The organism is Peribacillus alkalitolerans, from assembly GCF_010882125.1.
In the GTDB taxonomy this organism is placed as follows: Bacteria; Bacillota; Bacilli; order Bacillales; family DSM-1321; genus Bacillus_BN; species Bacillus_BN alkalitolerans.
Genome location: NZ_JAAGVZ010000004.1, coordinates 206,795 through 231,509, shown reverse-complemented (window position 1 = coordinate 231,509; position 24,715 = coordinate 206,795). Strand labels below are relative to the sequence as shown.

The following is a 24,715-nucleotide window of genomic DNA, read 5'->3' as shown; positions in this document are numbered from 1 at the left end:
TCCTCCTAATCGGAATATCAAACCATTTTGATCCGTAACATTTTTAATGCTTTATATAGCCTTGTTTTGATCGTGTTCTCGTTTTCTTGTAATATTTCAGCTACTTCCTCGATTTTTAAATCCTCAAAATAACGAAGTACAATTACACTCCGATACTGTGGTGGTAATGTTTCTAAAGACCTTTCTAAATCAATGTCATGGTATACATCATTAACTCCAGAACTGTAGACTTGCATGGTTTCCTCATCTACTAATTGAATTTTTTTCTTTTTCCTTAATAAATCTAAAGATGTATTGACCACTATTCTATAAAACCAACTTTTTATAGATAGGTCATTTCTCAACCTTTCTTTTGAAGAGATAGCTTTCTGTATTGAGTCTTGTAATATATCCAGTGCATCATTAGAGTTTTTCACATAGCTATAGGCCAATCTATAAAAATCCTCCTTATTCTCCATTATCATATCAATTAGTGTGTTTTCTAAGTCTGTATTCCCCTTCATCAATAAGGCTCCTTTTTAGATACGTATCCTTTATGTAGTACATTAACTAAACGTGTAGGTATAGCAAAAAGTTTTAAAAAAATAAAAAAGCTGACACCTGCCAACTTTTTGGGGTAACTATCCAACGTAATTTGTCCTTTTCAATGAAGAAATGGACCTTTGTTTTATGGTAATAATCGATAAATAGAATAATCTTATTATGATTTTACAAACTAAAATTAAATTATAACTTTAATATTTTTCAAATGGCTGACAACACATTAAGTGAGGATAAAAGATATGAAAAAAAATTTTGTGTTTGGTTTGATTATAAATATACTAATAAATCTATCTCCTGCTAATGCCTCTGTTAATGACCCAAGCAATGTTTATGTAGTTAAATCTGGTGATACATTACCTGGATTAGCAAATGTATATGAAACTTCAGTAGAAAATTTAATAGTTACCAATGGATTGCAATCAAGCTCATTATTAGTTGGGCAGAAATTGTGGATTCCGATTAAGTATAAAGTTGTTGCTGGAGATACATTAAATAAGTTATCAGCAACCTATAATTCTTCAGTCGAAACAATAAAAACAATAAATAGACTTTCATCTGAACAGATATATACTGGGCAAATCTTAAAGATTTCCCCTAAAAGAGTGGCAATGCAAGGGCAATATATTCTTATGACAAGGGAGGAATTTAGGACCTGGTTATTTCACCATAAGTTTAATAGAAAAATAAGTATTATCCAACATCATCACACCTGGTTACCGTCATACAAGAACTTTAATGGTTCTAATCATTTTAAAATGTTAATGGGTATGGAGAATTATCATGTTAGAAATAAAGGCTGGAAAAATATCGCACAAAACCTTACTACATTTCCTGATGGGAAAATAGCAGTTTCTCGACCATTTAACATAACTCCCGAAGGTTCAATTGGATATAAGGCTAATTCTGTAGGGATAGCAATCGAAAATGTTGGAAACTTTGATATAGGGCAAGATGTAATGACTGAGGAACAAAAGGAATCAATTGTTTATATTACAGCATTACTTTGTATAAAATTTGGACTAACCCCTTCTTTAGATAGTATCACTTATCATCATTGGTGGAATTTGAAAACTGGGGAAAGAGTGTTAGATAAAGGTACAAAGTATAACGTGAAAACTTGTCCAGGCACGGGATTCTTCAATGGTAATTCCACAAATAGTGCAATAAACCATTTTTATCCAAAAGTGTCGCGTGAAATGCAAAAAATCATTTCATCAGTGGAATAAACAAATGCTCGATTTTAAAGATCATACCAAGTGACCTTTTTACGGTTTGGATACTGGAGAGGGCTTCATTGATTAAGGGGCAAGAAGAACAGTTATTCAAGAGTAAACCATAGTTCTAATTATTCATATGATTCGTATGCTATTAATGAATATACGAATTAGAGGTGGGTAAATGAAAGCAATTGTGTACTCAAAGTACGGCCCCCCAGACGTCCTTCAACTGAAAGAGGTAGAAAAGCCGATTCCTAAGGAAAATGAAATTTTGGTAAAAGTAAAAGCGACAACTGTAACAGTAGCAGATATTCGGTCGAGGAGTTTTACAGTTCCTCCCGCTTTTTGGCTCCCTGCCCGAATAACTCTTGGTTTCAGACAACCCAAAAAAGAGATATTGGGGATGGAGTTAGCTGGAGAAGTTGAGTCAGTTGGGAAGGATGTCAAAAGGTTTAAGGAAGGTGACCAGGTTTTTGCTGCATCTTTGGTGGGTTTTGGTGCTTACGCCGAGTATAAGTGTCTGCCAGAAGATGGCCCTGTATCTATTAAACCTTCCAATATAACTTATGCAGAAGCCGCTGCCATTCCAATAGGAGCACGCACAGCATTATATTTTCTAAGAAAAGCTAATATTCAGAGCAGCCAAAGGGTTCTTGTTTATGGTGCTTCAGGAAGTGTAGGAAGTTATGCAGTGCAGATCGCCAAGTATTTCGGAGCAAACGTTACAGGGGTATGCAGTACTGCAAATGTGGAATTGGTAAAATCACTTGGAGCCGACCAGGTAATTGATTACACAACAGAAGATTTTTCTAGGACAGACGAGACGTATGATGTTATCTTTGAAGCGGTAAACAAGAGCTCCTTTTCAGCTTGTATGAAATTGTTAAAGAAGGACGGTACCTATATAAATATCACTGAACCGCTACCAAGTGTTCGAATGCTATGGACTAATTTGACTAGCAGCAAGAAATTAATATTGAGTCGTAATTCACCTGAAACTTCTGAAGCACTAAGCTTCCTTAAAGATCTTGTTGAGATGGGGAAGTTAAAAGTGGTCATTGATAGATACTATGAACTTGAAGAGATAGTTGAAGCACATAGATATGTCGAGAAAGGACACAAGAAGGGAAATGTCGTCATTAATGTGGAACATAACAACAAATCCTAATAAATGAATCACTAAATGTACGCCCCCTAGGTGCATAAAATATTTTGAGGTTAGTCATGTAAATCACCTTTTTATTAATAAGTTTGATTTGTGTATCTATAGTTCATAGATCTAAATTCATAAACGTAGGTAATAAAAAAAGGAAATGGAGTCGAATCCCCATTTCCCTTTTTTAAGCTTATTTTTCTTGAAGCTTTTCTTCCATTTCATCGAAAGTCACTTCAATCGTTTTGCTCGGTTTTTCAGTGATTAAGCTAACCACAATGATTGCAAGTAAACTAATGATAAATCCTGGAATCATTTCGTACATTGTAGTTTTTAATGCTTCAATGGAAATCCAAATGATAACTGTCACAGCACCAGCTACCATACCTGCAAGTGCGCCCCATCTGTTCATACGTTTCCAAAACAGACTTAGAAGAATCGCTGGTCCGAAAGCAGATCCGAATCCAGCCCAAGCATTACCGACTAGGTTAAGGATCGTATCATTTGGTGTTAAAGATAGTGCTAATGAAACTACTGCTACAATAAAAACGGATAGTCTACCGATGAAAACAAGTTCTTTGTCTGATGCTTCTTTTTTCAAGAAAGTTCTATAGAAGTCTTCAGTCAATGCACTAGATGTAACTAGTAATTGAGAAGAAATTGTGCTCATGATCGCAGCTAAGATTGCAGCTAATAATACACCAGAAATTAAAGGATGGAATAATACTTGAGATAAGAAAATAAATATCGTTTCAGGATCAGACAAGTCTTGATTTGTTGCTGTAATATATGCTAATCCAGCTAAACCAGTAGCCATAGCACCAACAACAGTTACAATCATCCAACCGATTCCGATACGTCTTGCAGACTTTAATTCCCTAACATGCGTAATAGCCATGAAACGGACGATGATATGGGGCTGACCAAAATATCCTAGTCCCCAAGCCATTAATGACATTATTCCGATAAAAGTTGTTCCTTTGAATATGTTCATCACGTCTGGATTAACTTGCTTCATTGTTTCAATTGCAGAAGCAGGATTGTCCAATTGCATTAAAGTAACAATAGGAACCAAGATTAACGCTAAGAACATGATTAGACCTTGAACGAAGTCCGTTAAACTTACAGCTAAGAATCCCCCAAATAATGTGTAGGTAATGACAACAGCAGCTGTTACGAATAAACCAACTTTGTAGTCGATTCCGAATGCGCTTTCAAAAAGAGTTCCACCAGATACAAATCCTGCAGATGTATAAAGGGTAAAGAAAATAATAATTACAATTGCAGAGACAAATCTTAGGATTCTTGATTTGTCCATAAAACGATTCTCAAAGAAGTCAGGAATCGTAATGGAGTTGTTAGCAACTTCAGTATAAGTACGAAGACGAGGAGCTACAAGGACATAGTTTAAATATGCTCCGATTGTTAAGCCGATCGCTAGCCAAGCGCTTGCAAGACCAGTTGTGTACATTGCGCCTGGTAAACCCATTAGTAACCAACCACTCATATCAGCAGCCCCTGCTGATAATGCAGTTACTGCAGGCCCAATTCCACGATCCCCTAGCATAAAGCCTTCGATGTTATTAGTTGATTTTTTGTAGGCATAGAATCCAATCATCAACATGGCCACAAAATAAATACCAATTGAAATTAATTCTCCTGTTTCCAAACTATCACTTCCTTATATGTATTTTTCTTGCTGACCGCAGAATTCCTCTTTTCCATCCCATAGGATTCCCCTGCTTAGACCATAATAGCAGATTTTCGACAATTTTTCGACAATATTTCCTGGACAATATTCTCCAATATTTTAAGGATTGTAGAAAGTTGTAGTTAATATGTAGATAAATTGTCGCTTTTTGCTTTTTGGTAGCTAGTCCGTGATACAATTAAAGGATAGGAAAAATAAAGAAAAATAAGAAATCTGAGAACTGTTGCTTTAGCGCGTGAAAGTCTGGTATTATCAATAATATTTAAAGGACAAACACAGGAGGTGGAGGGATATGTCACGTATTTCTCTTGATCAGGTAAAACACGTGGCTAATTTAGCGAGATTGGCCATAACAGAAGAGGAAGCCCAATTATTTGCGAAGAACCTGGATGCAATCATAGGGTTTGCAGAACAATTAAATGAGCTAGATACGACAGGTGTCAAACCTACAACACATGTTTTAGATATTAAAAATGTGTTCCGTGAGGATGAAGCTAAACAAGGCCTACCTGTAGAACAAGTTGTGAAAAACGCACCTGATAGTAAAGATGGGTATATAAGAGTACCTTCCATCTTGGAGTAAGGGGGATAACCATGTCATTATTTACATATAAAATGTCAGAGCTTCATGAGTTTTTATATAAGAAAGAAATAAAAGTTACTGATCTGGTCGATGAGTCCTACAAGAGAATTCAATCTGTGGATGGACAAGTTCAGGCATTTCTTGCATTGAATGAAGAACAGGCGAGAAAACAAGCTAAAACGCTAGATGAAAAATTGACTACCGATCAAGATTTAGGATTATTATTCGGAATGCCAATCGGCATAAAGGACAATATAGTCACGAAAGATTTGCGGACGACTAGTGGCAGTAAAATTTTAGAGAATTTTGAGCCGATTTATGATGCATCGGTTGTTCAAAAACTTCACCAGGCAGATGCTGTAAATATTGGGAAACTGAATATGGATGAGTTCGCAATGGGATCTTCTAATGAAAATTCTGCCTACAAGACTGTTCATAACCCTTGGAATTTGGATTATGTACCTGGTGGATCTTCTGGTGGATCAGCAGCGTCCGTGGCGGCTGGTGAAGTTTTATTCTCTCTAGGATCCGACACAGGTGGCTCTATCCGCCAACCAGCAGCCTATTGTGGAGTTGTAGGGCTAAAACCTACATATGGTCGCGTGTCACGTTTTGGGTTGATTGCATTCGCTTCATCCCTTGACCAAATCGGACCTATTACTAGGACAGTAGAAGACAATGCCTATTTACTTCAAGCAATTTCTGGTGTAGACCCGTTAGACGGGACATCTGCTAATATTGGTGTACCAAACTTTAGGGAATCACTTACTGGGGATGTGAAAGGACTGCGTATTGCAGTACCAAAAGAGTACTTAGGTGAGGGTGTCGGTGAAGAAGCGAAAAATGCGGTCCTAGAAGCACTGAAGGTTTTAGAAGGGCTAGGGGCTACTTGGGAAGAGGTATCGCTTCCGCATTCCAAATATGCATTGGCAACTTATTACTTGCTATCTTCTTCAGAAGCTTCAGCAAATCTTGCTCGTTTCGATGGAGTCAGATATGGTTACAGAACTTCGAATGCTGAGAGCTTGCTTGATATGTATAAAAAGACACGTGCTGAGGGGTTCGGTGACGAAGTGAAGCGCCGCATTATGCTTGGTACATTTGCCTTGAGTTCTGGCTACTATGATGCTTATTACAAAAAGGCGCAGCAAGTCCGTACGTTAATTAAGAACGACTTTGAAGAAGTATTCAAAAACTATGATGTCATTATCGGTCCTACTACTCCAACCCCTTCTTTTAAAATTGGAGAAAAAACAAGTGATCCTTTGACAATGTATGCAAATGATATTTTAACGATTCCTGTTAACTTGGCAGGAGTTCCAGGGATTTCTGTTCCGTGTGGTTTATCTTGCGAAGGTCTACCATTAGGGCTACAGATTATTGGAAAGCATTTTGACGAAAATACCGTATATCGTGTGGCTCATGCTTATGAGCAAGCGACGGATCATCATACAAAAAGGCCACAATTGTAAGGGGTGAATGTAATGGAGTTTGAAACGGTCATCGGTCTCGAAGTACACGTCGAGCTGAAAACGAATTCAAAAATTTTCTCATCAAGTCCAAATCATTTCGGTGCAGATCCGAATTCAAATACTAGTGTAATCGACCTTGGATATCCAGGAGTATTACCTGTTGTGAACAAAAAAGCGGTAGACTATGCCATGAAAGCATCCATGGCATTGAATTGCGAAGTAGCTACAGATACGAAATTTGATCGAAAAAACTATTTTTATCCAGACAACCCAAAAGCATATCAAATCTCACAATTCGATAAACCAATTGGAGAGAACGGTTGGATTGAAATTGAGGTTAACGGATATAAGAAGAAAATTGGAATTACCCGCCTACATATGGAAGAAGATGCTGGCAAGTTGACACACACAAACGACGGATATTCGTTAGTTGATTATAACCGTCAAGGTACTCCACTAGTGGAGATTGTATCTGAACCAGATATCCGCACACCAGATGAGGCCTATGCATATTTAGAAAAGTTAAAATCAATCATTCAATATACCGGTGTTTCCGATTGCAAAATGGAGGAAGGTTCTCTACGTTGTGATGCCAACATTTCAATACGTCCTGTCGGTCAAAAAGAATTAGGGACAAAGACTGAATTGAAAAACTTGAATTCTTTTAACTTTGTCCGTAAAGGATTAGAGTACGAACAACAAAGGCAAATTGAAGTCGTGACTGCAGGTGGAGAAATCCAACAAGAAACACGACGTTTTGATGAAGCGACCGGAAAAACCCTATTAATGCGTGTTAAAGAAGGTTCAGATGACTACCGTTATTTCCCTGAACCAGATCTTGTCTCCCTTTACATTGATGAAGAGTGGAAGGAACGTATTCGTGCCGAAATTCCAGAACTGCCTGATTCCCGTCAGAAACGTTATATGGGAGATTGGGGCTTACCAGCTTATGACGCACAGGTCCTAACTGTGACAAAAGAGACGGCTGATTTCTTTGAAGCCACAGTTGCTGCAGGAGCAGATCCTAAGCAAGGATCAAACTGGATCATGGGAGAGGTATCCGCCTATTTGAATGCAGAAGGAAAAGAACTAGGAAACATAGCTCTTACGCCTGAAAATCTTGCTGGTTTAATTAAGCTAATCGAAAATGGTACCATCTCTTCGAAAATCGCAAAAACCGTCTTTAAAGAATTAGTGGAAAGCGGTGGGGATGCAGAATCCATTGTCAAAGAAAAAGGTCTTGTTCAAATCTCTGACGAGGGTGCATTGCTTCAAGTTGTCACGGAAACATTAGACAACAATCCTCAATCGATTGAAGACTTCAAAGCAGGGAAACAAAAAGCAGTGGGCTTCCTAGTCGGCCAAATGATGAAAGCAACAAAAGGCCAAGCTAATCCACAGTTGCTGAATAAGATTCTATTGGAAGAAATTCAGAAACGATGACTTCGTAAACCGCCCTTTTAGAGGGCGGTTTTATTTATTATTTCAAAATAATTATTGTCTCTCTGGATTTTAATATTTGGATGAAATGAATTGATGATAGTTTTAATGGTAAAAATGGATGGAAAGTATTATAATCTATTTCGCTAGCCAGAAATAATAGGACAATAGATATTTGCAATTTATGGAAATGTTAGGTACTATGAAATTTATGGAAAAATTCTATCGATATAGGATGATGGAGAATGAAAAGAGCACGTTTGATTTATAATCCCACCTCAGGTCGTGAAGCGATCCGCAAGCATTTACCAGATGTATTAGCGAAGCTAGAAGCAGCCGGATACGAAGCTTCATGTCACGCTACTACATGTGAAGGGGACGCGACAAAGGCAGCCAGAATTGCTATTGAACGTAAGTACGATGTCGTTATAGCAGCTGGCGGAGATGGAACCATATATGAAGTCGTAAATGGACTAGCGGATGCGGAGTATCGTCCGAAGCTTGGGATTATCCCGGTTGGTACAACAAATGACTTCGCTCGCGCAATCCATGTCCCTCGATTAGTGGACGCGGCTGTGGATATTATTTGTGCAGGGCATACCATGCCGATTGATGTCGGTAAAATGAACGAAAAATACTTTATCAATATAGCAGGTGGAGGTCGTTTGACTGAGTTGACTTACGAAGTGCCGAGTAAGTTAAAAACGATGCTTGGCCAGTTAGCATACTACCTGAAGGGAATTGAGATGCTCCCTTCCATCAAAGCAACGGAAGTGGCGATTGAATATGATGGCAAACTATTTGAAGGGGAAATCATGCTTTTCCTTGTAGCCAACACTAATTCAGTTGGAGGTTTTGAACGCCTTGCTCCCGATGCTTCATTAAACGACGGCATGTTCACCTTGTTAATTTTGAAAAAGACAAATTTAGCTGAGCTTATACGAATTGCGACTTTGGCTATTCGTGGGGAACATACAAAAGACCCGAATGTGATTTATGTAAAGGCGAACAGAATTAAAGTAACACCTACTGAAAAAATGCAGCTCAATCTTGATGGCGAATATGGCGGACTAGCACCAGCAGAGTTCGTTAATATGTATAGACACTTTGACGTCTTTGTTCCAGAGGATTATATACAACCAGATGATGAAGAGAGAAAAGATATAAATATTGATTTGTAATGTATAACAAGCTTCCTTTTGGGGGCTTGTTTTCTTTCAGTAGAAAATAGTAGAACCTTTGGCTTTTCAAGGTGAGTGACCTAGATTAATGAATTAAAAATTTGATGGACAGGCAGGGTCATATGCTAGAACCTCTGCCTGTTCCCATCAGAAAAACATTTCTACTGTGCTTTAGCATAGAGCCTATTCAACCCACAGGAAATGTTATGATTTTTGAGTTTTTTAAGCCAATAGGTAGCTTCTTGTATTGATAAAATTTCGTCCAAATCCATCTTCAAGAATACCCGGTTCGTTTTACGGAGTGAAGGAGTGAAGTAGTCCGGTCTTGAAATCCAATCCTCCCGTTCTATTATGTGTGCACAAAAAGTCTCCCAAAGCTCTTGAGTGTATAATCCAATCCAAATGGTATAATCTTTAGTTTGAAATTCCATGGAAGTATTAGAGTTCTTGATGGGTGAGGAGGGTCTTGATCCCTCAATACCCTTCTTTGTTTTTAAATTTTCTTCTATTGTCCTTGTAGGAATCGAAGAGGTTGTCATATCAATAAATTGTCCTTCACCTGTTTGTAAACGGTATATATAAGAAAATAAAATGCTCTGCATTGCATTAGTTGTAGCGGTTATACCTGGGACATCGAAATCCTGGTCCTGGAGTGTCTCTGATTGTAAGCTATGGGTTTGATCAGAAACAACCTTTGAACGATAAACTGCCTCAGCGGAAAAGCAAGAACAATAGATTAAATGGGGATTCTTTTTCTTCAATGTAGAATAATCTAATTGAAAATCCCTAGCAGTCTGTTGACTGATATCCTCTATGAAAACATCGCATTGTCTAAGCAACTCCTCAAAAACAGCCCTTCCATCCTCATTCATCACATTGATATAGATTGGATTCAATGTCTGACTATTGATTTCTTTTAAAAAGAAGCCTGCTAGTTTACCATTTTTGAATCGCTTAATGACTCTAATAACCGTAGCTCCTAAATTTTCTAGCCAAACACTTGAATATGGTCCTTCAGAGGAATCAGTTATATCTACCACACTTATATTCTTTAATACTTTATCCATTCTTATCACCCTTCTACCATTGTATCTATTTGCCGGTTGGTGAACCTTCGGCGAGGTAGAGGCTTTTTCTTACTTAATGAATAAACCTGAACATAAGAAAAGCCTCTCTGGTCACAGAGAGGCTTGCATCAAAAAGAGAATGACGGTCCTCTCTTATCTTCCAAAACTAAACGTTTTGCTGGAATTAGCACCTGTTCATAAATGAATGGTTGCCGGGCGTCATCGGGCCAGTCCCTCAGCCTCTCTTGATAAGAGATCATGCATATTAATTTAATGTTCACTTTAATGCCTCAAAAACAAAATGTCAAGAATAATTTGTACATTTGAAAAAGTATTAATTAGGGGATGAAAGTACTTTATAAATCAAAGAGTGGGGTAATAATAAGTAATATCTAGGGACCTTCCTTTATAGAGAATATAGTTTGTGTTAGAATCAGATGAGTAAAAACAAGGAAGCTTGATAGTTGAGACTTCACTAAGAAAAGGAAGTATACAAATACATGGAAAAAATTGTACCAGTAATAAAAAATCAAGATATAGATGTGATGTTTGAAGATTTAACGCATGATGGGGCCGGAGTGGCCAAGGTAGATGGATTCCCTGTTTTCGTCCCTAATGGATTGCCCGGAGAAAAAGCGACAATCAAAATTACTAAAGTGAATAAAGGATATGCGTTCGGTAGACTGATGGAACTGAAGGAATCTAGCGAAGATCGTGTGAATATTCCTCGTGAGGATTTTCCTAAGTACGGTGGCTGCCAACTGCAACACCTTAGCTATAATGGGCAATTGCAGTTCAAGGAAAAGAAGGTACGTGAAGTCCTAACGAGAATCGGAAAGCTAGAAGATGTAAAGGTGAATCCTATAATTGGTATGGATGACCCAATGAATTATCGTAATAAGGCTCAAGTCCCAGTAGGGGTGCAAGACGGTAAACTAGTCGCTGGTTTTTACAGGCCACGTACACATGATATCGTTGATGCAACTGAAAGTGTCATTCAACATCCTGCTATTAATGAAGCAATCCAAGTTGTGAAAGAAATTTGCAGCGAGATGTCTATCATGCCTTATGATGAAAAGCATCATAAAGGTGTTCTTCGCCATATCATGGCACGCTACGGGAAAACAACTGGAGAGCTGATGATTGTCTTAATCACTAGAACACCGGATTTACTTCAAAAGAACAAGCTTGTTGAAGCCATCATAGAGCGTTTACCACAAGTCAAATCAATCGTCCATAACATAAACTCGAAGAGAACAAACGTGATTATGGGGGAGAAAACAAAGGTATTATGGGGCAATGATGTGATTTATGATTACATTGGCGATGTGAAATTTGCCATCTCTCCATTATCGTTTTACCAAGTAAATCCCGTACAAACAAAAGTGCTTTATGATACGGCACTTCAGTATGCAGGACTTACAGGAAAAGAAACCGTCATCGATGCGTATTGTGGCATTGGAACAATCTCTTTGTTCTTGGCTAAAAAAGCGAAGCAAGTTTTTGGGGTTGAAGTGGTACAAGAAGCTATCTCAGATGCAAAACGTAATGCTATCTTGAACGATATTGAAAATGTAGAGTTTGCGGTAGGTGAAGCTGAAGCCGTCATTAAAGAATGGTACGAAGAAGGAAACCGAGCAGAGGTTTTGGTTGTCGATCCGCCACGAAAAGGCTGTGAAGAAACATTGTTGCAAACCATTCTTGAAATGCAACCACAGAAGGTAGTATATGTTTCCTGTAATCCTGCCACCTTGGCACGTGACTTACGAATCCTGGAAGACGGTGGCTACAAAACTATTGAAGTTCAGCCTGTCGATATGTTTCCAATGACAACGCATGTAGAAGCAGTTGTAAAGCTGGAATTAAAATAATATACAATACGATATATTCAAGAAGGGTCCTGTTACTCATGAGTAATGGGACTTTTTTATTTCCATCAAACAGGATATGCGCCCACTCCATTCTCCACAACAAACATATAGGTAATTATCACATGTGCGCAACAGGAGGCCATTTTCATGAAAGAGCCTAAATCCACCTATCAACATTATCCACAATCTTATTTTTATCCACAGTTTACATCCCATCCAAATGTTAATGAAAAGTTTTTTTATCCCCAATTCTCTCATTATCAACAAAACTATCAACAGTTTTCACGAATGCAACGAGATCCGGTAACTGAGCAGGAGAAAAGTGAAAAGGGGAGATACGAAATCCTATTTCATTGGAACCGTTTAAATTGGAACTTTCAAGATTCCAATCTGAAGAAACAATTTGAGGCTAACCAATACTGGAAAAAGGCGATGCCGGGCAATATCAAAGTAGATCGACAAGGTATTTTTTATGTTTCAGTTCCTCGTTGGGCAAAAGGAATACCAGCCACATTGAATCGTATTGTAGTTGTAGATGGCAAACCCTTACTAGAACCCTTTCCAAGCTGGGACTGGAACAAGGTTGGAAATGAAAAAGTCCTCCAATCTGTTTTAGGCTATGAAATCGATGAACTAAACCGAATGTGGATACTTGACCAAGGAAAGATCGCATATGCTCCCTCTTTAGATGGTTCTCAAAAGTTGGTACTAATCGATTTGAACACAAATATGATGATTGACTCAGTAAAAATACCAGATGAGATTGCATCCTATCGTACTTCCTTTTTAAATGATTTGGTAGTAGATAATAAGAACGGGTTCGTCTATATAACCGATTCAGGGAATGGATGGACAGATCACCCAGTTGTTGGAGGAATCATAGTTTACAATATGAAGACCAAAACATTTAGGAGAGTTTTAGATAGACATTATAGTACTCAAGATTTTCCTGGGTTTATATTTGAAATTGATACTAAACCAGTCTTCAAAAACAAACCTATTAAAATAGGCTCTGATGGGATTGCGTTATCAGCCGACCGGACTACGCTCTACTATACGTCTATAACTGGCCGTAATTTATATAGCATAAACACTTCATTTTTAAGAGACTCTAATCATTCACTCGAAGAAATCGAAAGATCAGTTCAAACAGTGGGGAGTAAAGGAACAACAACGGACGGTATGCACGCAGACAACCGAGGAAATGTCTTTTATACGATGTTAGAAGGAAAAGGTGTGGGCATTTACAATCCAACTAATAATAATTTTAAAAAATTTGTATCTGACGATCGGATGTTATGGGTAGATGGGGTGGCATTCGATCAAAAAGGGTCTATCATCTTTAATAATAATCGACTTCATCAAATGTTCGGTAATGCAGAAGAGATTGATTGGGATTACCCATTCAACCTGATCATCTGGAAAGCCTTTGTAGGTGCAGATATTAAGTCTTACTTATATGCAGAATAGATTCAAGGGTTTAAGAGGTAGTGGATGGCTTCTTAAATCCTTTTTTCTTTGTTGAAAAAGCAGTAAGAAATGATTCTTTTACACATATAATCTAATAACGGTAAAGGAGAGGTGACAATCTTATATAAATTTAATCAAACGATTGATTAAATAAATTTCTTCCACTACGTACTCACTTTTATTACTATTAAAATAAAGAATTTTCAGATAAAAAGGTGGTATTATGAGCAGAATGGATGAATTACAATTATTTCCTTATCCCTTCAAAGAAGACGTGTATCGGTACTCAAACAATTCCATTCTTTTGGATGAACCGAAGAGTATTGATATTACACCAACCTACGTAGAAGAAATAAAAATTAAGCGGGACCTTCTTAAGCAGTATCCAGAACGATGTTATCAATCTCAGTCTCATACTATAAAAGGACAATGGGAGATTGTAGAGCTATTAATCGATCATCTCACAGTCTACTATCCAAACAAATTTTCGATTGATAAAAATGCTAACGGTTGGATTTTCCATAATAAAATATTGGATGAGATACATAGTTTTACTTTTGGTGATGTCAGCACTCTTCCTTGTGAACCATTAGATTTTATCGGAAGGCATGTCCAAGAGGATTTAATTTTAATGATGCAAAGAGATGGCGATTTATTTTTGGATGCGGGCCAGCTATGCTTTCCAGCTAATTGGTCCCTTGCGTTTAACTTAGGAATGAATTTTAAAGAAATTCATCAACCCATTCCAGGATTTAAAGAAGAGTCACTAGATTATCGTATACAAAATTTTCTTATGAGATTAGAAGCAGGGAATCCGTGGGGAAGAAAAAATTGGTCATTGATGGCAGGGGATAGACTTGATACGTCTCTAGAAACATTTGATAGATGGGGGCAGGATAGAAAGAGAGTAACAAAAGAAAACGCAGGTGATTTTGTTCATTTGCGAGTAGAAGATCAGAAGTTATTTCGTTTGCCTGGAACAAATGGGATTCTGTTTACGATTCATACTCATTTAATTTCGTTGGAGGAATTCACCTCAAACCGAGAGTGGCTCTTACAATTCTATAATATTCTTAAGGAGCTACCTCATCATATTACGGATTATAAAGGACTCGGGCTATTTAAAAATCAAGTGATAGCTTATTTAGAAGCAAGACTTCAGGAAATAGGTGAAAAAAGTGAATGATTTCTGTCAAGAACCTACTTTCATTCCGGGAAAACGAAAATATTTATTTTGTGCAGATCAAAAGGGAATGGGGATATTTCATGAAATTATAGGAAAAATGAAAGAAATAAACCTTGCTTATGAAGTAAGATTCATAGAATCTACAGATATATCACATTGGTTAAGTCAGCAACAAATGGGTAGCTATCTTTATGTAGCCGCTCCATTTGAACAGATTAAATATATTAGTCATTTGGCACATGCTATTGGTTTTACAACTGAAGAAGAAGCGCAATACATAAGTTATGGTGTAGAAAAGAGAAATGTATTTTGTTGTCGTTGTCACGGACTAACTGAGATAGAAATTTCACAGCAAGTCCAATATGAAATTCAGTGCCTCCATTGTAAACTACAACTAGCTATTTCAGATCACTATTCTTCATTACGAGATGCTTATTTAGGATATATAGCTAAACTTTAGACCAAGGTGGAAAACTGATGTATAAAGAAACGAAAATTCGAGTTAAAGTGAAATCCATATATAAAGAAAATCAATTCGTTAAACGATTTACACTCGTTCCAGTTGATAGAAACACACTGCCCTCTTTTACAGGGGGAGCACATATTACGACATATATCGATGGTAAACAAAGATCCTATTCTTTAACAAGTCCCCCTGACCAGACAAATTGCTATCAACTTGCGATTCGGCTAAGTGAACAGTCAAAAGGTGGTTCGGTTTATTGGCATCAACATATGAAAGAAGGAGACGAGTTATCCATAAGCTACCCGAAAAATCATTTTCCACTTAGTTTCCAGGCAAAGCACCATGTATTTTATGCAGCAGGTATTGGAATCACCCCGTTTCTATCCATGATGTCTGAAATAAAAGGAAGAGGCGAATCATTTGAACTTCACTACACTGCTAAAACAAGGGACCTTTGTGCCTTCTACCATTTTCTAAATGAAGAATATCCTGGTCAATGTCGTTATTATTTCACACAAGAAGAAGGATCCGAAAGATTAAAAGCGACTACTCTTCTTCAACATCCAATCGGAACACATGTATATTTTTGTGGTAAAGAATCCTTCATCACTAAATTTTCGGAAGCTGCCAGGAATATAGGGTATCCAAGCTCAAGTATTCATGTTGAGCGTTTTACACCTTCACTGCCCCTTCACCATAAACCTTTTCAAGTAAAGCTCTCTAATGGATACATATTTGAGGTTGGTAAAGATCAAACTTTGTTAGAAGCACTGATAGGTGTAGGAGTTAAAGCCCCGTATTCTTGTCGAGTAGGACGATGTGGTACGTGCGAGCTAAAGGTAGTTGAGGGAGAAATCGATCACTTTGACTCTTTTTTGGATGAAGAAGAAAAAAACGGCCAAAAAAGGATTTTAACATGTGTTTCGAGGGCCAAATCCAATATGTTGGTATTAGATATTAAACAAGGGTAAGGGAGTCTTTACTTTTTTATATAGTTCATATCCTAATAGTGTTATAGTAAATAAAATACATAAATTGTAAATTTTATGGTCAACACTATTTTAGACAAAATATACCGGCCAATTGATCAGTTATCCAAGGATTACAAAGCTTATTATGAACAAAAGTAGATAGGGGGACCATCATGGAATTGAAGAAACCGAGTGCATTAAAAAAAGGTGATAAAATAGCGACAGTCAGCCTATCATGGGGAGGAGCTGGTGACGAGGATCTTTTGTGGAGATATCAATTGGGAAAAAAGCGGCTAGAGGAACAATTTGGCTTACAGGTTGTGGAAATGCCTCATACTCTGAAAGGTTCAACGTACTTATATGAACATCCAGAAAAAAGAGCTGAGGACTTGATGACTGCATTTAAAGATCCATCCATAAAAGGAATTTTTGCTTGTATTGGTGGATATGAAAGTGTGCGGATGTTACCTTATATTGATTATGAGGTGATTAGTAATAATCCAAAAATATTTCTGGGATATTCTGATACAACTGTATCTCACATGATATGCAGAAAGGCTGGAGTAGCCAGTTTTTATGGGCCTTCAATCTTGGCGGAGTTCGCTGAAAATGTAGAGATTTTTGATTACACAGCACATTGGGTAGAAAAAGTCCTTTTTAATCCTGAAACCATTGGTGAATTTTCTCCTTCTCCTTTATGGACAAGTGAGTTCATCCCATGGGAAGAAAAAAATAAAGACCGAAAAAGGCAAACTGCAGAGAGTTCTGGATACCAGGTATTACAAGGGAAAGGAATTCATCGTGGCGAATTGATTGGGGGATGTATAGAAGTACTTGAAATGCTTAAAGGGACGGAAGTATGGCCAGCCCCTTCGGAGTGGGAAGGAAAGCTGCTGTTCTTTGAAACTTCAGAAGATAAACCAACCCCTGATTATCTAGGATATTGGTTAAGGAACTACGGTTCTCAAGGAATCCTGCAAAAAGTGAACGGACTTTTATTTGGAAAGCCGTACGATAACCAATATTATGAAGAATACAAAGAAGTCATATTAAGAGTAGTGCGAGATGAATTGAAGCTAGAGAATCTACCAATCTTCTATAATATGAGCTTCGGACATACGTCCCCAATGGCGATCTTGCCATATGGGGCAAGGGCAGAATTGGATTGTGAAAGAAAGAAGTTCATTATCTTAGAACCAGGCGTTATATAAGAAGAAAATCAGGCAGCCAATGGAGCTGCCTAATTTTTATTTACATGATTCGTCTTTAGACAACCATTTCTCAAAATGTTTCTCAGTTTTTGGACCAGCCTCCTGCTTAAAGAGTGCAATCAAATCCTGTCCTGATGCATTCTTGTTTTGATACGTTGTAGTGAATTTCTGTAGAAATTCATTCATTTTTGCCTCGCCAATCAGGTTTTCAAGCTCGATTTTTTATCGAAATCTTCTTTTCTATTTGTTGTTCAAATCAAAAAGACTGCATTAGGGCAGCCTTTGATTGTTTATTAGAAAACAGAGATAACGGCTCCGTTTTTATGTATGACAGTTACTTTTTGTCCCGATTTATCCTGGTATTTAGAAGCTGCGCCATAGGGAACTGTTAAAACAAATGTTTTATCATTTTGTTCGAATTCGACCGTAAAACTATCAGCAGCACCAATCACTTTCGCTTCTGAATGGTTAGCAATCCCAGGGATGGATAGACGTTGTCCAATTAGAACCATTTCCTTGCTCAACCCATTTTCCTTAACAAGATCTTCGGTTTTTACCCCAAAGCGTTTGGCAATCCCCCATAAAGTATCTCCAGGGAAAACGGAATACATATGATCCTCCCCATTTGCTGGATTTTCTATTGGTACTATTATTTTTTGACCCGGATAAATTTGATCGTGTTGAAAATTATTTTCCTTTTTCAATTCATTTACATTAGTACCGTATTTTTTAGCAATGAAGGAAAGTGTATCACCTTTACGAACAGTGTATAGGTTAGAATTTTCTTCTGTTTGTGAAGCCGTATTATCAATAGGTACCAACAGTCTTTGACCAATAACGATTTTTTCGGTTGTTAGGCCGTTCACTTCCATTAGCTGATCAACACTTACTCGGTACTTTTTAGAAAGATTGTATAGATTGTCGTTCTTTTTAACGGTATACTGCGTTCCACTAGCCCCTACTTTCCCACTGAATAACAAAAGTGCAGTAATCGCTCCAGCAATCGAAACCGCAGCCACTCTTTTATTGCGAGATCTCATTCTTTTCTTTCGTATTTCAGCTATTCTTTGTTTTCTCTTTAATGTAATCGAATTCATTAACCGTACTCCCCCAAAATCCCTAGATGTAGATTAGACCCTATACAGGATTACGAAGGATGTAAGAATTTTTTGGCTGTTATTCAAAAAAAAATCATTATATCCATATTTTTCTGATAAAAAGGAAATTCCTTGCCAATAATACGATTGTTTTCGAGAAAAGGAAAATTTAGGATTAAGCCCATCTTGATTCAACTCACTATACAAATCCAGTAAAAAAATATAAGATAACATTAAGTATATAATTCCTATAAGGAAGGTTGGATTTGTGTGACGGAAAAACTTCGTTCGATACCTCGTCCTCTTGTTAAAGTTAACCAATGGACCATAGTCTTGAGCGTAATTTCAACTTGGATTTCTGGATGGGAATGGTTTTTAATTATACCTTTAATTTCAGGTCTTCTTGGACTTTTATTTGGATACAATCCGGTCATGGAATTGGCAAAAACAATGCTGAAAAAAGAACTTAAATCTTATATTCCTGAAGATTGGGAGCAACAGCAATTTAACCAAAAAATAGCTGTGAGTTGCTTGTTAGTGGCTTTTGTAGCTTTTTTAATTGGGTGGAATACAGTTGGATATATCTTTTCAATCATAGTGGCGTTGGCAGCTTTTGTTGCAATCTTAGGTTTTTGTGTTGGTTGCTTTATGCATTATCAGTGGAAACGATATATGTATAGACGTGCAAATTAATATCAAAGGGTCTGGCCAAAAAGTCTCAAATTGAGGACTTGGGTGCAGAACTTTTTAGTATTTCTTGAAAGCTTTCCGGTTTTCGGATCAAATTATTTTTAGTCTGCATAAAGTATTGTTTATACTATCATTGTACCGGGATTCGAATAAAAGACTTAACTATAAATATAAACCGGCATGGAGGAATAAAAAATGAAGTTAGTTATCCTTAGTGGATCACCTAGAAAGAAGGGGCGTACAGGTATTGCTTCCCGATATATTGCAAGAGAATTTGGAGCGGAATTGATCGATTTGAGTGAAATTGTTCTTCCTTTGTATAATGGCGAGGCTTCGCAAGCAGAGGAAAAAGAAGTTCAGAGACTAAAGAAATCAGTCCAAGAAGCGGATGGTATCATTTTAGCTACACCTGAATACCACAGTGGAATGAGTGGAGCATTAAAGAATGTATTAGATTTCTTAAGTAATGAACAGTTTGCCCATAAACCAGTAGCACTATTGGCAGTTGCAGGTGGAGGTAAAGGCGGTATTAATGCGCTGAATAATATGAGAATCATTGGACGCGGTTTGTATGCAAATGTCATTCCAAAGCAACTTGTTCTTGATCCACATTGCTTCGATTATGACAATGATGGTTTAAAGAATGACCCTGCGATTCTTGTAAAGGCTTTAGTGGAAGAGTTACAGTTATATGTGAAAGCCTATGAAGTAATTAAAGATTCTATAGCAAAATAATAAAATGAAAGAACCAAGAACTGTTTTCGTAAAAGGAACCAGGTGCTTGGTTCTTTTTTAGTTCATTGTCCACGAATCTTTAATTGGGAACTCATGCTAACGGCTTGTAAAATGAAAAGTTTTTCATTTAGGGTAAGCATCGTCCAGTTTCCTGCTTTGATTTTCATAATTAATCCTCCTTATTTTATTTATCTTTGTATTCATATTTCTTTAATACCGCCAACTGTCATCATTAAAACAACAAAAAATTCTACAATTTCCCAGGGAATATGACACAGTCTTTCGACAGATTCTGGTAAAATTGTTGGAAAAGGGAGGGTTTTACTATGATAAAGCTATTTGTGACAAGGCATGGGGAGACAGAATGGAACCTTGAAAAAAGGATGCAGGGATGGAAAGATTCGCCCCTAACTCAAAAAGGGTTGCAAAATGCCCGCCTGTTAAGGGATAGACTTCACGATGTTCAATTCAGTACGGTTTATTCTAGTCCGTCAAAAAGGGCGTTTCAAACGGCCCAAACTATAGTAGGGGAAACTACAGAAATTAGGATTGAGGACGATTTACGTGAAATTGGCATGGGCGATTGGGAAGGCCAAAAACAAGAAGATATACAAGCTGCTTACCCTGATGCATTCCATAGCTTTTGGAATACTCCTCATCTATTTGAAACATCCAATGGTGAAACATTTCAACAGCTTTATAATAGAGTCGAACGATTTTTACATAAATTACAGCATGACCATCAGGAAGAAACGGTGTTAGTGGTAACTCATACGGTATTCATTAAAACACTTTTGGTATATTGCAAGGGGTTGCCCATCTCTAAACTTTGGGAACCACCGTATATTTATGACACGAGCTTGACTATTTTGGAATGGAGTGAAGAATTGACTGTAGTCTTGGAAGGAGACATCGGGCATTTGGAGGAAAAAACAGTTCGATAAAAGTCATACTTTGTTGCCAGAATCTCGTGGTGATAGTACAATCACGCTATACTAATTTTCGGAAGTGAGTCTATCATGTATTTAACTATTGAGGAAACGGCAGAGTATTTGTCTCTACCAGAAGAAACTATCATGAGTTTGATTCGAAATAAGAGAATTCGCGCCTTATTTGATGGGGAGCAATATATGATTTATCAAGATCAATTCAACGATCATTTGGACAAAGTAGAGAAGTATAAAAAGTTAATAGAAGAATACTATAGTGAACCAATTCCGGAAGATTTTGATGTGAAGGATGAGGATTAGATAGGGATGGGCGGCATAAAAGGCTTAAATGGAATCTTTGTTGCCGTTTTTTTTATTCTATTAAAAGGTTTACAAGTGAGGAAGGAGTAAAAAGAAGATTTTATAATCGAAACTCATAAAAATAAAATCGAAATCTCAAAAATATCTACGAAAGCAGAAAAATACATTCGAAAACAGAAAAATACAACCGAAACGTATGCATTTATCGATTTTTCGACAAAAAGGCACTGACCAAAAGGTGTTAATTCACAAAAAAATAGGATGCTCCAAAACTAGAGCACCCATCGACTACGATCCTATCTTTTTATCAATATCATTAGTGTCGACAGTTGGTCCAAACCATTCCTGTAATTTGCCTCTAGCTTTTCCTTTTATTTCGTCATCAATATGCATGGCAACTTGGATTAAAGCAATTCCTAATGCCCCAAGGTCATCAGTAAAACCAATTCCAGCTGCAAAGTCCGGAATAAGATCAAGTGGGAGAATAAAATATCCGAGAGCTCCAATAATGATAGTTTTCGTTTTCATAGGCACTTCAGGCTTTTGTAATGTATAGACCAATAATAAGCAAGCATATACAACAGAGGAACCAGCTTTTTTGCTGAATTTTTTTAGCTTCCTCCAAAGCTTTTCTTCTGAATAAGCTTTTTCCGCCTCCTGTAATGTATCTTCGGTTTGATCCTTAGATTCTTCCAATAAAGGTTCTTGCATTTTATCAACCCTTTCTTTGTACTATTAGAAAGTTGAAATTGGCAGCATAGAAGAAAGGCGATGTAGTGTATAAGTTAAACGTACTCACCCCTGTCTCCGACTTAGGGCTGGCCGATCGGCGAGTTTTCTATGAAGCTATTATCTGAATGATACAATATTTAATAGAGTAGGGAAAGAAATATAGGAATAGGGATAACATGAACTTATGATTTTCATATCTCACACTTTGATAAAGATCTCCAGAGCGATTTCGTCTCCATCCCATCCATTCCGGGCTTAGATTTGGGAATTGTAAATTCCTAATTTTTCCTATTTAGTAGGTATAAATTTTCAATCTTACCTGGTCACTTAGACTAATCCGCCTATTAATTTAGCAAAAATCAACCTCCATTTAAGGGCTTTTCTCCTCTTTTTTACAATTAAATTTATTTATATATTCGAAATAATCTGATAATGCTATTATTTTCCTGTACATAAATAACTTTAGGAGGTTGATTATTTTGAGACGAATAAAAAGGTCTCTAATCTTTTTGGTTAGTTTATTGCTTGTGACAGTTTCAACAACTGCTTTTGCAGAAAAACCAGGATTAACTGAATTTCCTGAACCTGTTGATTCCCAGTCTTGGGTCCTTCCACGTGATATGTCATGGAGTGATTACCGACCCGTTCCTGGAATCGATTGGCAAACAGCAGATATCGAGCCGGAAAGAGTTATTAAGGGTGCATTAATTATTGTGGACTTCCAAGACACGGATTTTATCTTAAGTCAGCCAGAGGGTTCAGAAATTGCCGGCAACCCGATTGGCACTGGAAATATTCCGCGGAATGATATCCCTAAATTTTGGGAAGACTTCCTCAACAAACCTTCAGCTTTGAACAACTATCGGACTGTTAATGAGTATTGGAGAGAAAATTCTTTCGGTAAATGGAAGATAGAACTCAAAGCGTTTGGCCCCTATAAAATGGACGGGAAAGAATACGAATACGGACTTAATGAGTTCGGGCAGCAAGTAAATATGCCTCCTGGATCTCAACCGAGAAACCTTAGAAGTGAAGCAGTTCAAAAGGCATCAGCCGATATCGCTGCTTCTGGTGAAACGTTCGACTTCAGATTTGTTATCCATGCAGGCTATGATGAATCAGGTGTATGGCAGGAATTGGGTGAAATGATGTTCCAAAATCCAGAATCAGTAACCTCTCCTTTTGGTCCGAATGTTGCAGGAATGCCTAATTGGGCCAAAACAAGGTATGTACCATGGACCTCTTGGTACGCTGCCAAAAGCATTTGGTCAAGCGCTAGTGGTGGCACCTCAATTCAAGGTGAGAATGATGGAATGGGAACGTTTGCTCACGAATTCGGTCATATTATGAGCCTTGGAGATAACTACAATAATCCATACGCAATTCCCGTTTCCAGGACCTACTCAGGACCATGGGAATTAATGAGTCGCGGAAGCTTCAATGGGCCTGGTGGTCCACACACACGGTGGATGGTTCCATCACCATTGGGTGCATCTGCCCCATCCCACCATATGCTGCGAAATAAAATCAAACAGGGCTTCCTTTCAGAGGATCAGTACCTTAGTCTAAACCGCGACGAATTAGCAAATACAGGTCCAGTATTCACTGATATCCTATCCCGTGAGGTACCAGCTGGCAGTGAATTTGGTCGTTCCGCAATCCACGGTATTAACATTAGCATGGAGGATCTAACACCAGCGAACTCCTTGTCAGACGATTGGCGTGCTGATATGCAGCGCGGAGCGAAATGGTACAATAACTACACAGTTGAGGTGGTAGACCGGGTAGGATTTGACTCCTTTGTCCCTGATTCTGGTGTCCTATTAGCTAAAACGAGGAACGCAGAGTCTTCACCAAATATCTGGGTGGTTGATTCACATAAAGAAGATATCAATCAAGTAGACTTTAAGCGACCAGACGGCAGCACGGCCATGCTTTCAAAGGGTGATTTTCAACAGTTGGCTGACTCCCTTTTTAAAGCTGGAACCGGCGAAGGTGTGGAAAGTGAGTACAAAGATGAATTTAATCGACTTCATTTCTATATATTAGGGAAAAAGTATGACAAACAAGGCGCCCTCTCTTATCGTGTAGCCGTTCGTCATATGGATGGTGCGGGTTCATTTGAACGCGGAGTAGCTGCTGCTGTTGGTACCGTTGAAAAGGCGTCACCAGGGAGGATCGCTGTTTATAATTTCAATGTGACAAACACAGGGTCATCAACAGACCTTATCCGCTTGAAAGCTAAAACAGACGCAGGATGGGAATTAAGGCTTCAGAATAATGTAATTGAGGTAGAAGCAGGTAAAACCGTTACAGTTCCTGTTTTCGTAAAAATCCCTGCCGCAAGCCAATCAGCTCCTCAGCCAGTACCAACAAATCTTACTTTTACAAGTACTTCTGAGACTGACACCGCTAAGACAGTTACAGTAAGTCGTTTTATTGGCCCTGGTGGAGTGAAGTAAACGTTCTCTAAGAATATCCTAATCTAATAAAATAGTTAGCAAAAGCTGTCGAGGTTACCCGACAGCTTTTGTTTATCTCCTTGTAAAAGAAGCGAGAAAAATAAAACTTGTAATTCCCCTTGAATGTGATAATAGTTTTCCAATACGTGATGAACTTTTGTCGGAAAATTCTTTAGTGTGATATTGAGATGCTACAGTAGTATAGTA

At 37.8% G+C, this 24,715-nt stretch carries 23 protein-coding genes and 1 riboswitch; of the genes, 17 read left to right on the top strand and 6 right to left on the bottom strand.

The annotated features are described in order from the left end of the window. Positions 1-17: 17 nt before the first annotated feature. A complete protein-coding gene (locus tag G3O09_RS07225) occupies positions 18-503 on the bottom strand; it encodes an RNA polymerase sigma factor (protein ID WP_163100817.1) in 486 nt (161 codons plus the stop codon). Between the two features lie 279 nt (positions 504-782). Here G3O09_RS07225 and G3O09_RS07220 point away from each other — a divergent pair, with 279 nt between their 5' ends. Together G3O09_RS07220 and G3O09_RS07215 are read left to right on the top strand one after the other, a co-directional pair. Continuing rightward, positions 783-1,769, top strand: coding sequence for a peptidoglycan recognition protein family protein (locus G3O09_RS07220; protein WP_163100816.1), 987 nt, complete (start codon positions 783-785; stop codon positions 1,767-1,769). A gap of 172 nt (positions 1,770-1,941) precedes the next feature. Further along, positions 1,942-2,928 carry an NAD(P)-dependent alcohol dehydrogenase gene (locus tag G3O09_RS07215; protein ID WP_163100815.1) on the top strand — a complete coding sequence of 329 codons (987 nt, stop codon included), beginning with the start codon at positions 1,942-1,944 and terminating at the stop codon, positions 2,926-2,928. 178 nt (positions 2,929-3,106) lie between these two features. Here G3O09_RS07215 and putP read toward each other — a convergent pair whose 3' ends face one another. Further along, positions 3,107-4,537 carry a sodium/proline symporter PutP gene (gene putP, locus G3O09_RS07210; protein WP_240338370.1) on the bottom strand — a complete coding sequence of 477 codons (1,431 nt, stop codon included), beginning with the start codon at positions 4,535-4,537 and terminating at the stop codon, positions 3,107-3,109. Positions 4,538-4,916: 379 nt separating this feature from the next. Between putP and gatC the strand changes: the two genes are divergently transcribed. From gatC to G3O09_RS07190, 4 genes are all read left to right on the top strand, one after another. Then, positions 4,917-5,207 carry an Asp-tRNA(Asn)/Glu-tRNA(Gln) amidotransferase subunit GatC gene (gene gatC, locus G3O09_RS07205; RefSeq protein WP_163100813.1) on the top strand — a complete coding sequence of 97 codons (291 nt, stop codon included), beginning with the start codon at positions 4,917-4,919 and terminating at the stop codon, positions 5,205-5,207. 11 nt (positions 5,208-5,218) lie between these two features. Beyond that, positions 5,219-6,679, top strand: coding sequence for an Asp-tRNA(Asn)/Glu-tRNA(Gln) amidotransferase subunit GatA (gatA, locus tag G3O09_RS07200; protein ID WP_163100812.1), 1,461 nt, complete (start codon positions 5,219-5,221; stop codon positions 6,677-6,679). A 12-nt stretch (positions 6,680-6,691) separates the two neighbouring features. Next, positions 6,692-8,122: an Asp-tRNA(Asn)/Glu-tRNA(Gln) amidotransferase subunit GatB gene (gene gatB / locus G3O09_RS07195; protein WP_163100811.1), complete on the top strand. Its 1,431-nt coding sequence runs from the start codon at positions 6,692-6,694 to the stop codon at positions 8,120-8,122. A gap of 242 nt (positions 8,123-8,364) precedes the next feature. Next, positions 8,365-9,300 (top strand): diacylglycerol kinase, encoded by a 936-nt coding sequence (locus G3O09_RS07190; RefSeq protein WP_163100810.1) that lies wholly within the window; start codon positions 8,365-8,367, stop codon positions 9,298-9,300. Positions 9,301-9,461: 161 nt separating this feature from the next. Here the strand turns inward: G3O09_RS07190 and G3O09_RS07185 are convergent, their stop codons facing one another. Further along, positions 9,462-10,367: a CoA transferase gene (locus G3O09_RS07185; protein WP_163100809.1), complete on the bottom strand. Its 906-nt coding sequence runs from the start codon at positions 10,365-10,367 to the stop codon at positions 9,462-9,464. A gap of 150 nt (positions 10,368-10,517) precedes the next feature. Next, a riboswitch (SAM riboswitch) is annotated at positions 10,518-10,622 on the bottom strand. Positions 10,623-10,867: 245 nt separating this feature from the next. Here G3O09_RS07185 and rlmD point away from each other — a divergent pair. From rlmD to G3O09_RS07155, 6 genes are all read left to right on the top strand, one after another. After that, positions 10,868-12,238, top strand: a complete 1,371-nt coding sequence (rlmD, locus tag G3O09_RS07180; protein WP_163100808.1) for a 23S rRNA (uracil(1939)-C(5))-methyltransferase RlmD — start codon at positions 10,868-10,870, stop codon at positions 12,236-12,238. Between the two features lie 288 nt (positions 12,239-12,526). Further along, on the top strand, positions 12,527-13,708 hold the full coding sequence (locus G3O09_RS07175; protein ID WP_163100867.1) for an L-dopachrome tautomerase-related protein: 1,182 nt from the start codon (positions 12,527-12,529) through the stop codon (positions 13,706-13,708). Between the two features lie 223 nt (positions 13,709-13,931). Further along, on the top strand, positions 13,932-14,894 hold the full coding sequence (locus G3O09_RS07170) for a heme-dependent oxidative N-demethylase family protein (protein ID WP_163100807.1): 963 nt from the start codon (positions 13,932-13,934) through the stop codon (positions 14,892-14,894). Further along, positions 14,887-15,354, top strand: coding sequence for a dimethylamine monooxygenase subunit DmmA family protein (locus G3O09_RS07165; RefSeq protein ID WP_163100806.1), 468 nt, complete (start codon positions 14,887-14,889; stop codon positions 15,352-15,354). Before G3O09_RS07170 ends, G3O09_RS07165 begins: the two co-directional genes overlap by 8 nt. Positions 15,355-15,371: 17 nt before the next feature. After that, a complete protein-coding gene (locus G3O09_RS07160) occupies positions 15,372-16,331 on the top strand; it encodes a PDR/VanB family oxidoreductase (RefSeq protein WP_163100805.1) in 960 nt (319 codons plus the stop codon). Positions 16,332-16,504: 173 nt separating this feature from the next. Next, positions 16,505-17,542: a S66 family peptidase gene (locus G3O09_RS07155; RefSeq protein WP_163100804.1), complete on the top strand. Its 1,038-nt coding sequence runs from the start codon at positions 16,505-16,507 to the stop codon at positions 17,540-17,542. 36 nt (positions 17,543-17,578) lie between these two features. Here G3O09_RS07155 and G3O09_RS07150 read toward each other — a convergent pair whose 3' ends face one another. Together G3O09_RS07150 and G3O09_RS07145 are read right to left on the bottom strand one after the other, a co-directional pair. Further along, the gene (locus G3O09_RS07150; RefSeq protein WP_163100803.1) at positions 17,579-17,728 is read right to left on the bottom strand and encodes a M1 family metallopeptidase; all 150 of its coding nucleotides are present in this window, start codon (positions 17,726-17,728) and stop codon (positions 17,579-17,581) included. A 107-nt stretch (positions 17,729-17,835) separates the two neighbouring features. Continuing rightward, complete coding sequence (locus tag G3O09_RS07145; RefSeq protein ID WP_163100802.1) at positions 17,836-18,639, bottom strand: muramidase family protein; 804 nt, start codon at positions 18,637-18,639, stop codon at positions 17,836-17,838. Positions 18,640-18,909: 270 nt separating this feature from the next. Between G3O09_RS07145 and G3O09_RS07140 the strand changes: the two genes are divergently transcribed. From G3O09_RS07140 to G3O09_RS07125, 4 genes are all read left to right on the top strand, one after another. After that, positions 18,910-19,332, top strand: a complete 423-nt coding sequence (locus tag G3O09_RS07140) for a DUF4395 domain-containing protein (protein WP_163100801.1) — start codon at positions 18,910-18,912, stop codon at positions 19,330-19,332. A gap of 192 nt (positions 19,333-19,524) precedes the next feature. Further along, on the top strand, positions 19,525-20,064 hold the full coding sequence (locus G3O09_RS07135) for an NADPH-dependent FMN reductase (protein ID WP_163100800.1): 540 nt from the start codon (positions 19,525-19,527) through the stop codon (positions 20,062-20,064). A 326-nt stretch (positions 20,065-20,390) separates the two neighbouring features. Continuing rightward, positions 20,391-21,008 (top strand): histidine phosphatase family protein, encoded by a 618-nt coding sequence (locus tag G3O09_RS07130; protein ID WP_163100799.1) that lies wholly within the window; start codon positions 20,391-20,393, stop codon positions 21,006-21,008. A 75-nt stretch (positions 21,009-21,083) separates the two neighbouring features. Further along, complete coding sequence (locus tag G3O09_RS07125) at positions 21,084-21,314, top strand: excisionase family DNA-binding protein (RefSeq protein WP_163100798.1); 231 nt, start codon at positions 21,084-21,086, stop codon at positions 21,312-21,314. Positions 21,315-21,602: 288 nt separating this feature from the next. On the opposite strand, the gene G3O09_RS07120 is transcribed toward G3O09_RS07125, so the two are convergent. Beyond that, positions 21,603-22,025 (bottom strand): YkvA family protein, encoded by a 423-nt coding sequence (locus G3O09_RS07120; RefSeq protein WP_163100797.1) that lies wholly within the window; start codon positions 22,023-22,025, stop codon positions 21,603-21,605. Positions 22,026-22,525: 500 nt separating this feature from the next. On the opposite strand from G3O09_RS07120, the gene G3O09_RS07115 reads away from it, so the two are divergent. After that, positions 22,526-24,508 (top strand): M6 family metalloprotease domain-containing protein, encoded by a 1,983-nt coding sequence (locus G3O09_RS07115; protein WP_163100796.1) that lies wholly within the window; start codon positions 22,526-22,528, stop codon positions 24,506-24,508. The last annotated feature ends 207 nt before the right edge of the window (positions 24,509-24,715 follow it).

Bases quoted from the DNA above. Each gene is read 5' to 3' on its own strand.
- G3O09_RS07225 (WP_163100817.1), bottom strand. From the start codon at position 503: ATGAAGGGGAATACAGACTTAGAAAACACACTAATTGATATGATAATG.
- G3O09_RS07220 (WP_163100816.1), top strand. From the start codon at position 783: ATGAAAAAAAATTTTGTGTTTGGTTTGATTATAAATATACTAATAAAT.
- G3O09_RS07215 (WP_163100815.1), top strand. From the start codon at position 1,942: ATGAAAGCAATTGTGTACTCAAAGTACGGCCCCCCAGACGTCCTTCAA.
- putP (WP_240338370.1), bottom strand. From the start codon at position 4,537: ATGTTGATGATTGGATTCTATGCCTACAAAAAATCAACTAATAACATC.
- gatC (WP_163100813.1), top strand. From the start codon at position 4,917: ATGTCACGTATTTCTCTTGATCAGGTAAAACACGTGGCTAATTTAGCG.
- gatA (WP_163100812.1), top strand. From the start codon at position 5,219: ATGTCATTATTTACATATAAAATGTCAGAGCTTCATGAGTTTTTATAT.
- gatB (WP_163100811.1), top strand. From the start codon at position 6,692: ATGGAGTTTGAAACGGTCATCGGTCTCGAAGTACACGTCGAGCTGAAA.
- G3O09_RS07190 (WP_163100810.1), top strand. From the start codon at position 8,365: ATGAAAAGAGCACGTTTGATTTATAATCCCACCTCAGGTCGTGAAGCG.
- G3O09_RS07185 (WP_163100809.1), bottom strand. From the start codon at position 10,367: ATGGATAAAGTATTAAAGAATATAAGTGTGGTAGATATAACTGATTCC.
- rlmD (WP_163100808.1), top strand. From the start codon at position 10,868: ATGGAAAAAATTGTACCAGTAATAAAAAATCAAGATATAGATGTGATG.
- G3O09_RS07175 (WP_163100867.1), top strand. From the start codon at position 12,527: ATGCAACGAGATCCGGTAACTGAGCAGGAGAAAAGTGAAAAGGGGAGA.
- G3O09_RS07170 (WP_163100807.1), top strand. From the start codon at position 13,932: ATGAGCAGAATGGATGAATTACAATTATTTCCTTATCCCTTCAAAGAA.
- G3O09_RS07160 (WP_163100805.1), top strand. From the start codon at position 15,372: ATGTATAAAGAAACGAAAATTCGAGTTAAAGTGAAATCCATATATAAA.
- G3O09_RS07155 (WP_163100804.1), top strand. From the start codon at position 16,505: ATGGAATTGAAGAAACCGAGTGCATTAAAAAAAGGTGATAAAATAGCG.
- G3O09_RS07150 (WP_163100803.1), bottom strand. From the start codon at position 17,728: ATGAATGAATTTCTACAGAAATTCACTACAACGTATCAAAACAAGAAT.
- G3O09_RS07145 (WP_163100802.1), bottom strand. From the start codon at position 18,639: ATGAATTCGATTACATTAAAGAGAAAACAAAGAATAGCTGAAATACGA.
- G3O09_RS07135 (WP_163100800.1), top strand. From the start codon at position 19,525: ATGAAGTTAGTTATCCTTAGTGGATCACCTAGAAAGAAGGGGCGTACA.
- G3O09_RS07130 (WP_163100799.1), top strand. From the start codon at position 20,391: ATGATAAAGCTATTTGTGACAAGGCATGGGGAGACAGAATGGAACCTT.
- G3O09_RS07125 (WP_163100798.1), top strand. From the start codon at position 21,084: ATGTATTTAACTATTGAGGAAACGGCAGAGTATTTGTCTCTACCAGAA.
- G3O09_RS07120 (WP_163100797.1), bottom strand. From the start codon at position 22,025: ATGCAAGAACCTTTATTGGAAGAATCTAAGGATCAAACCGAAGATACA.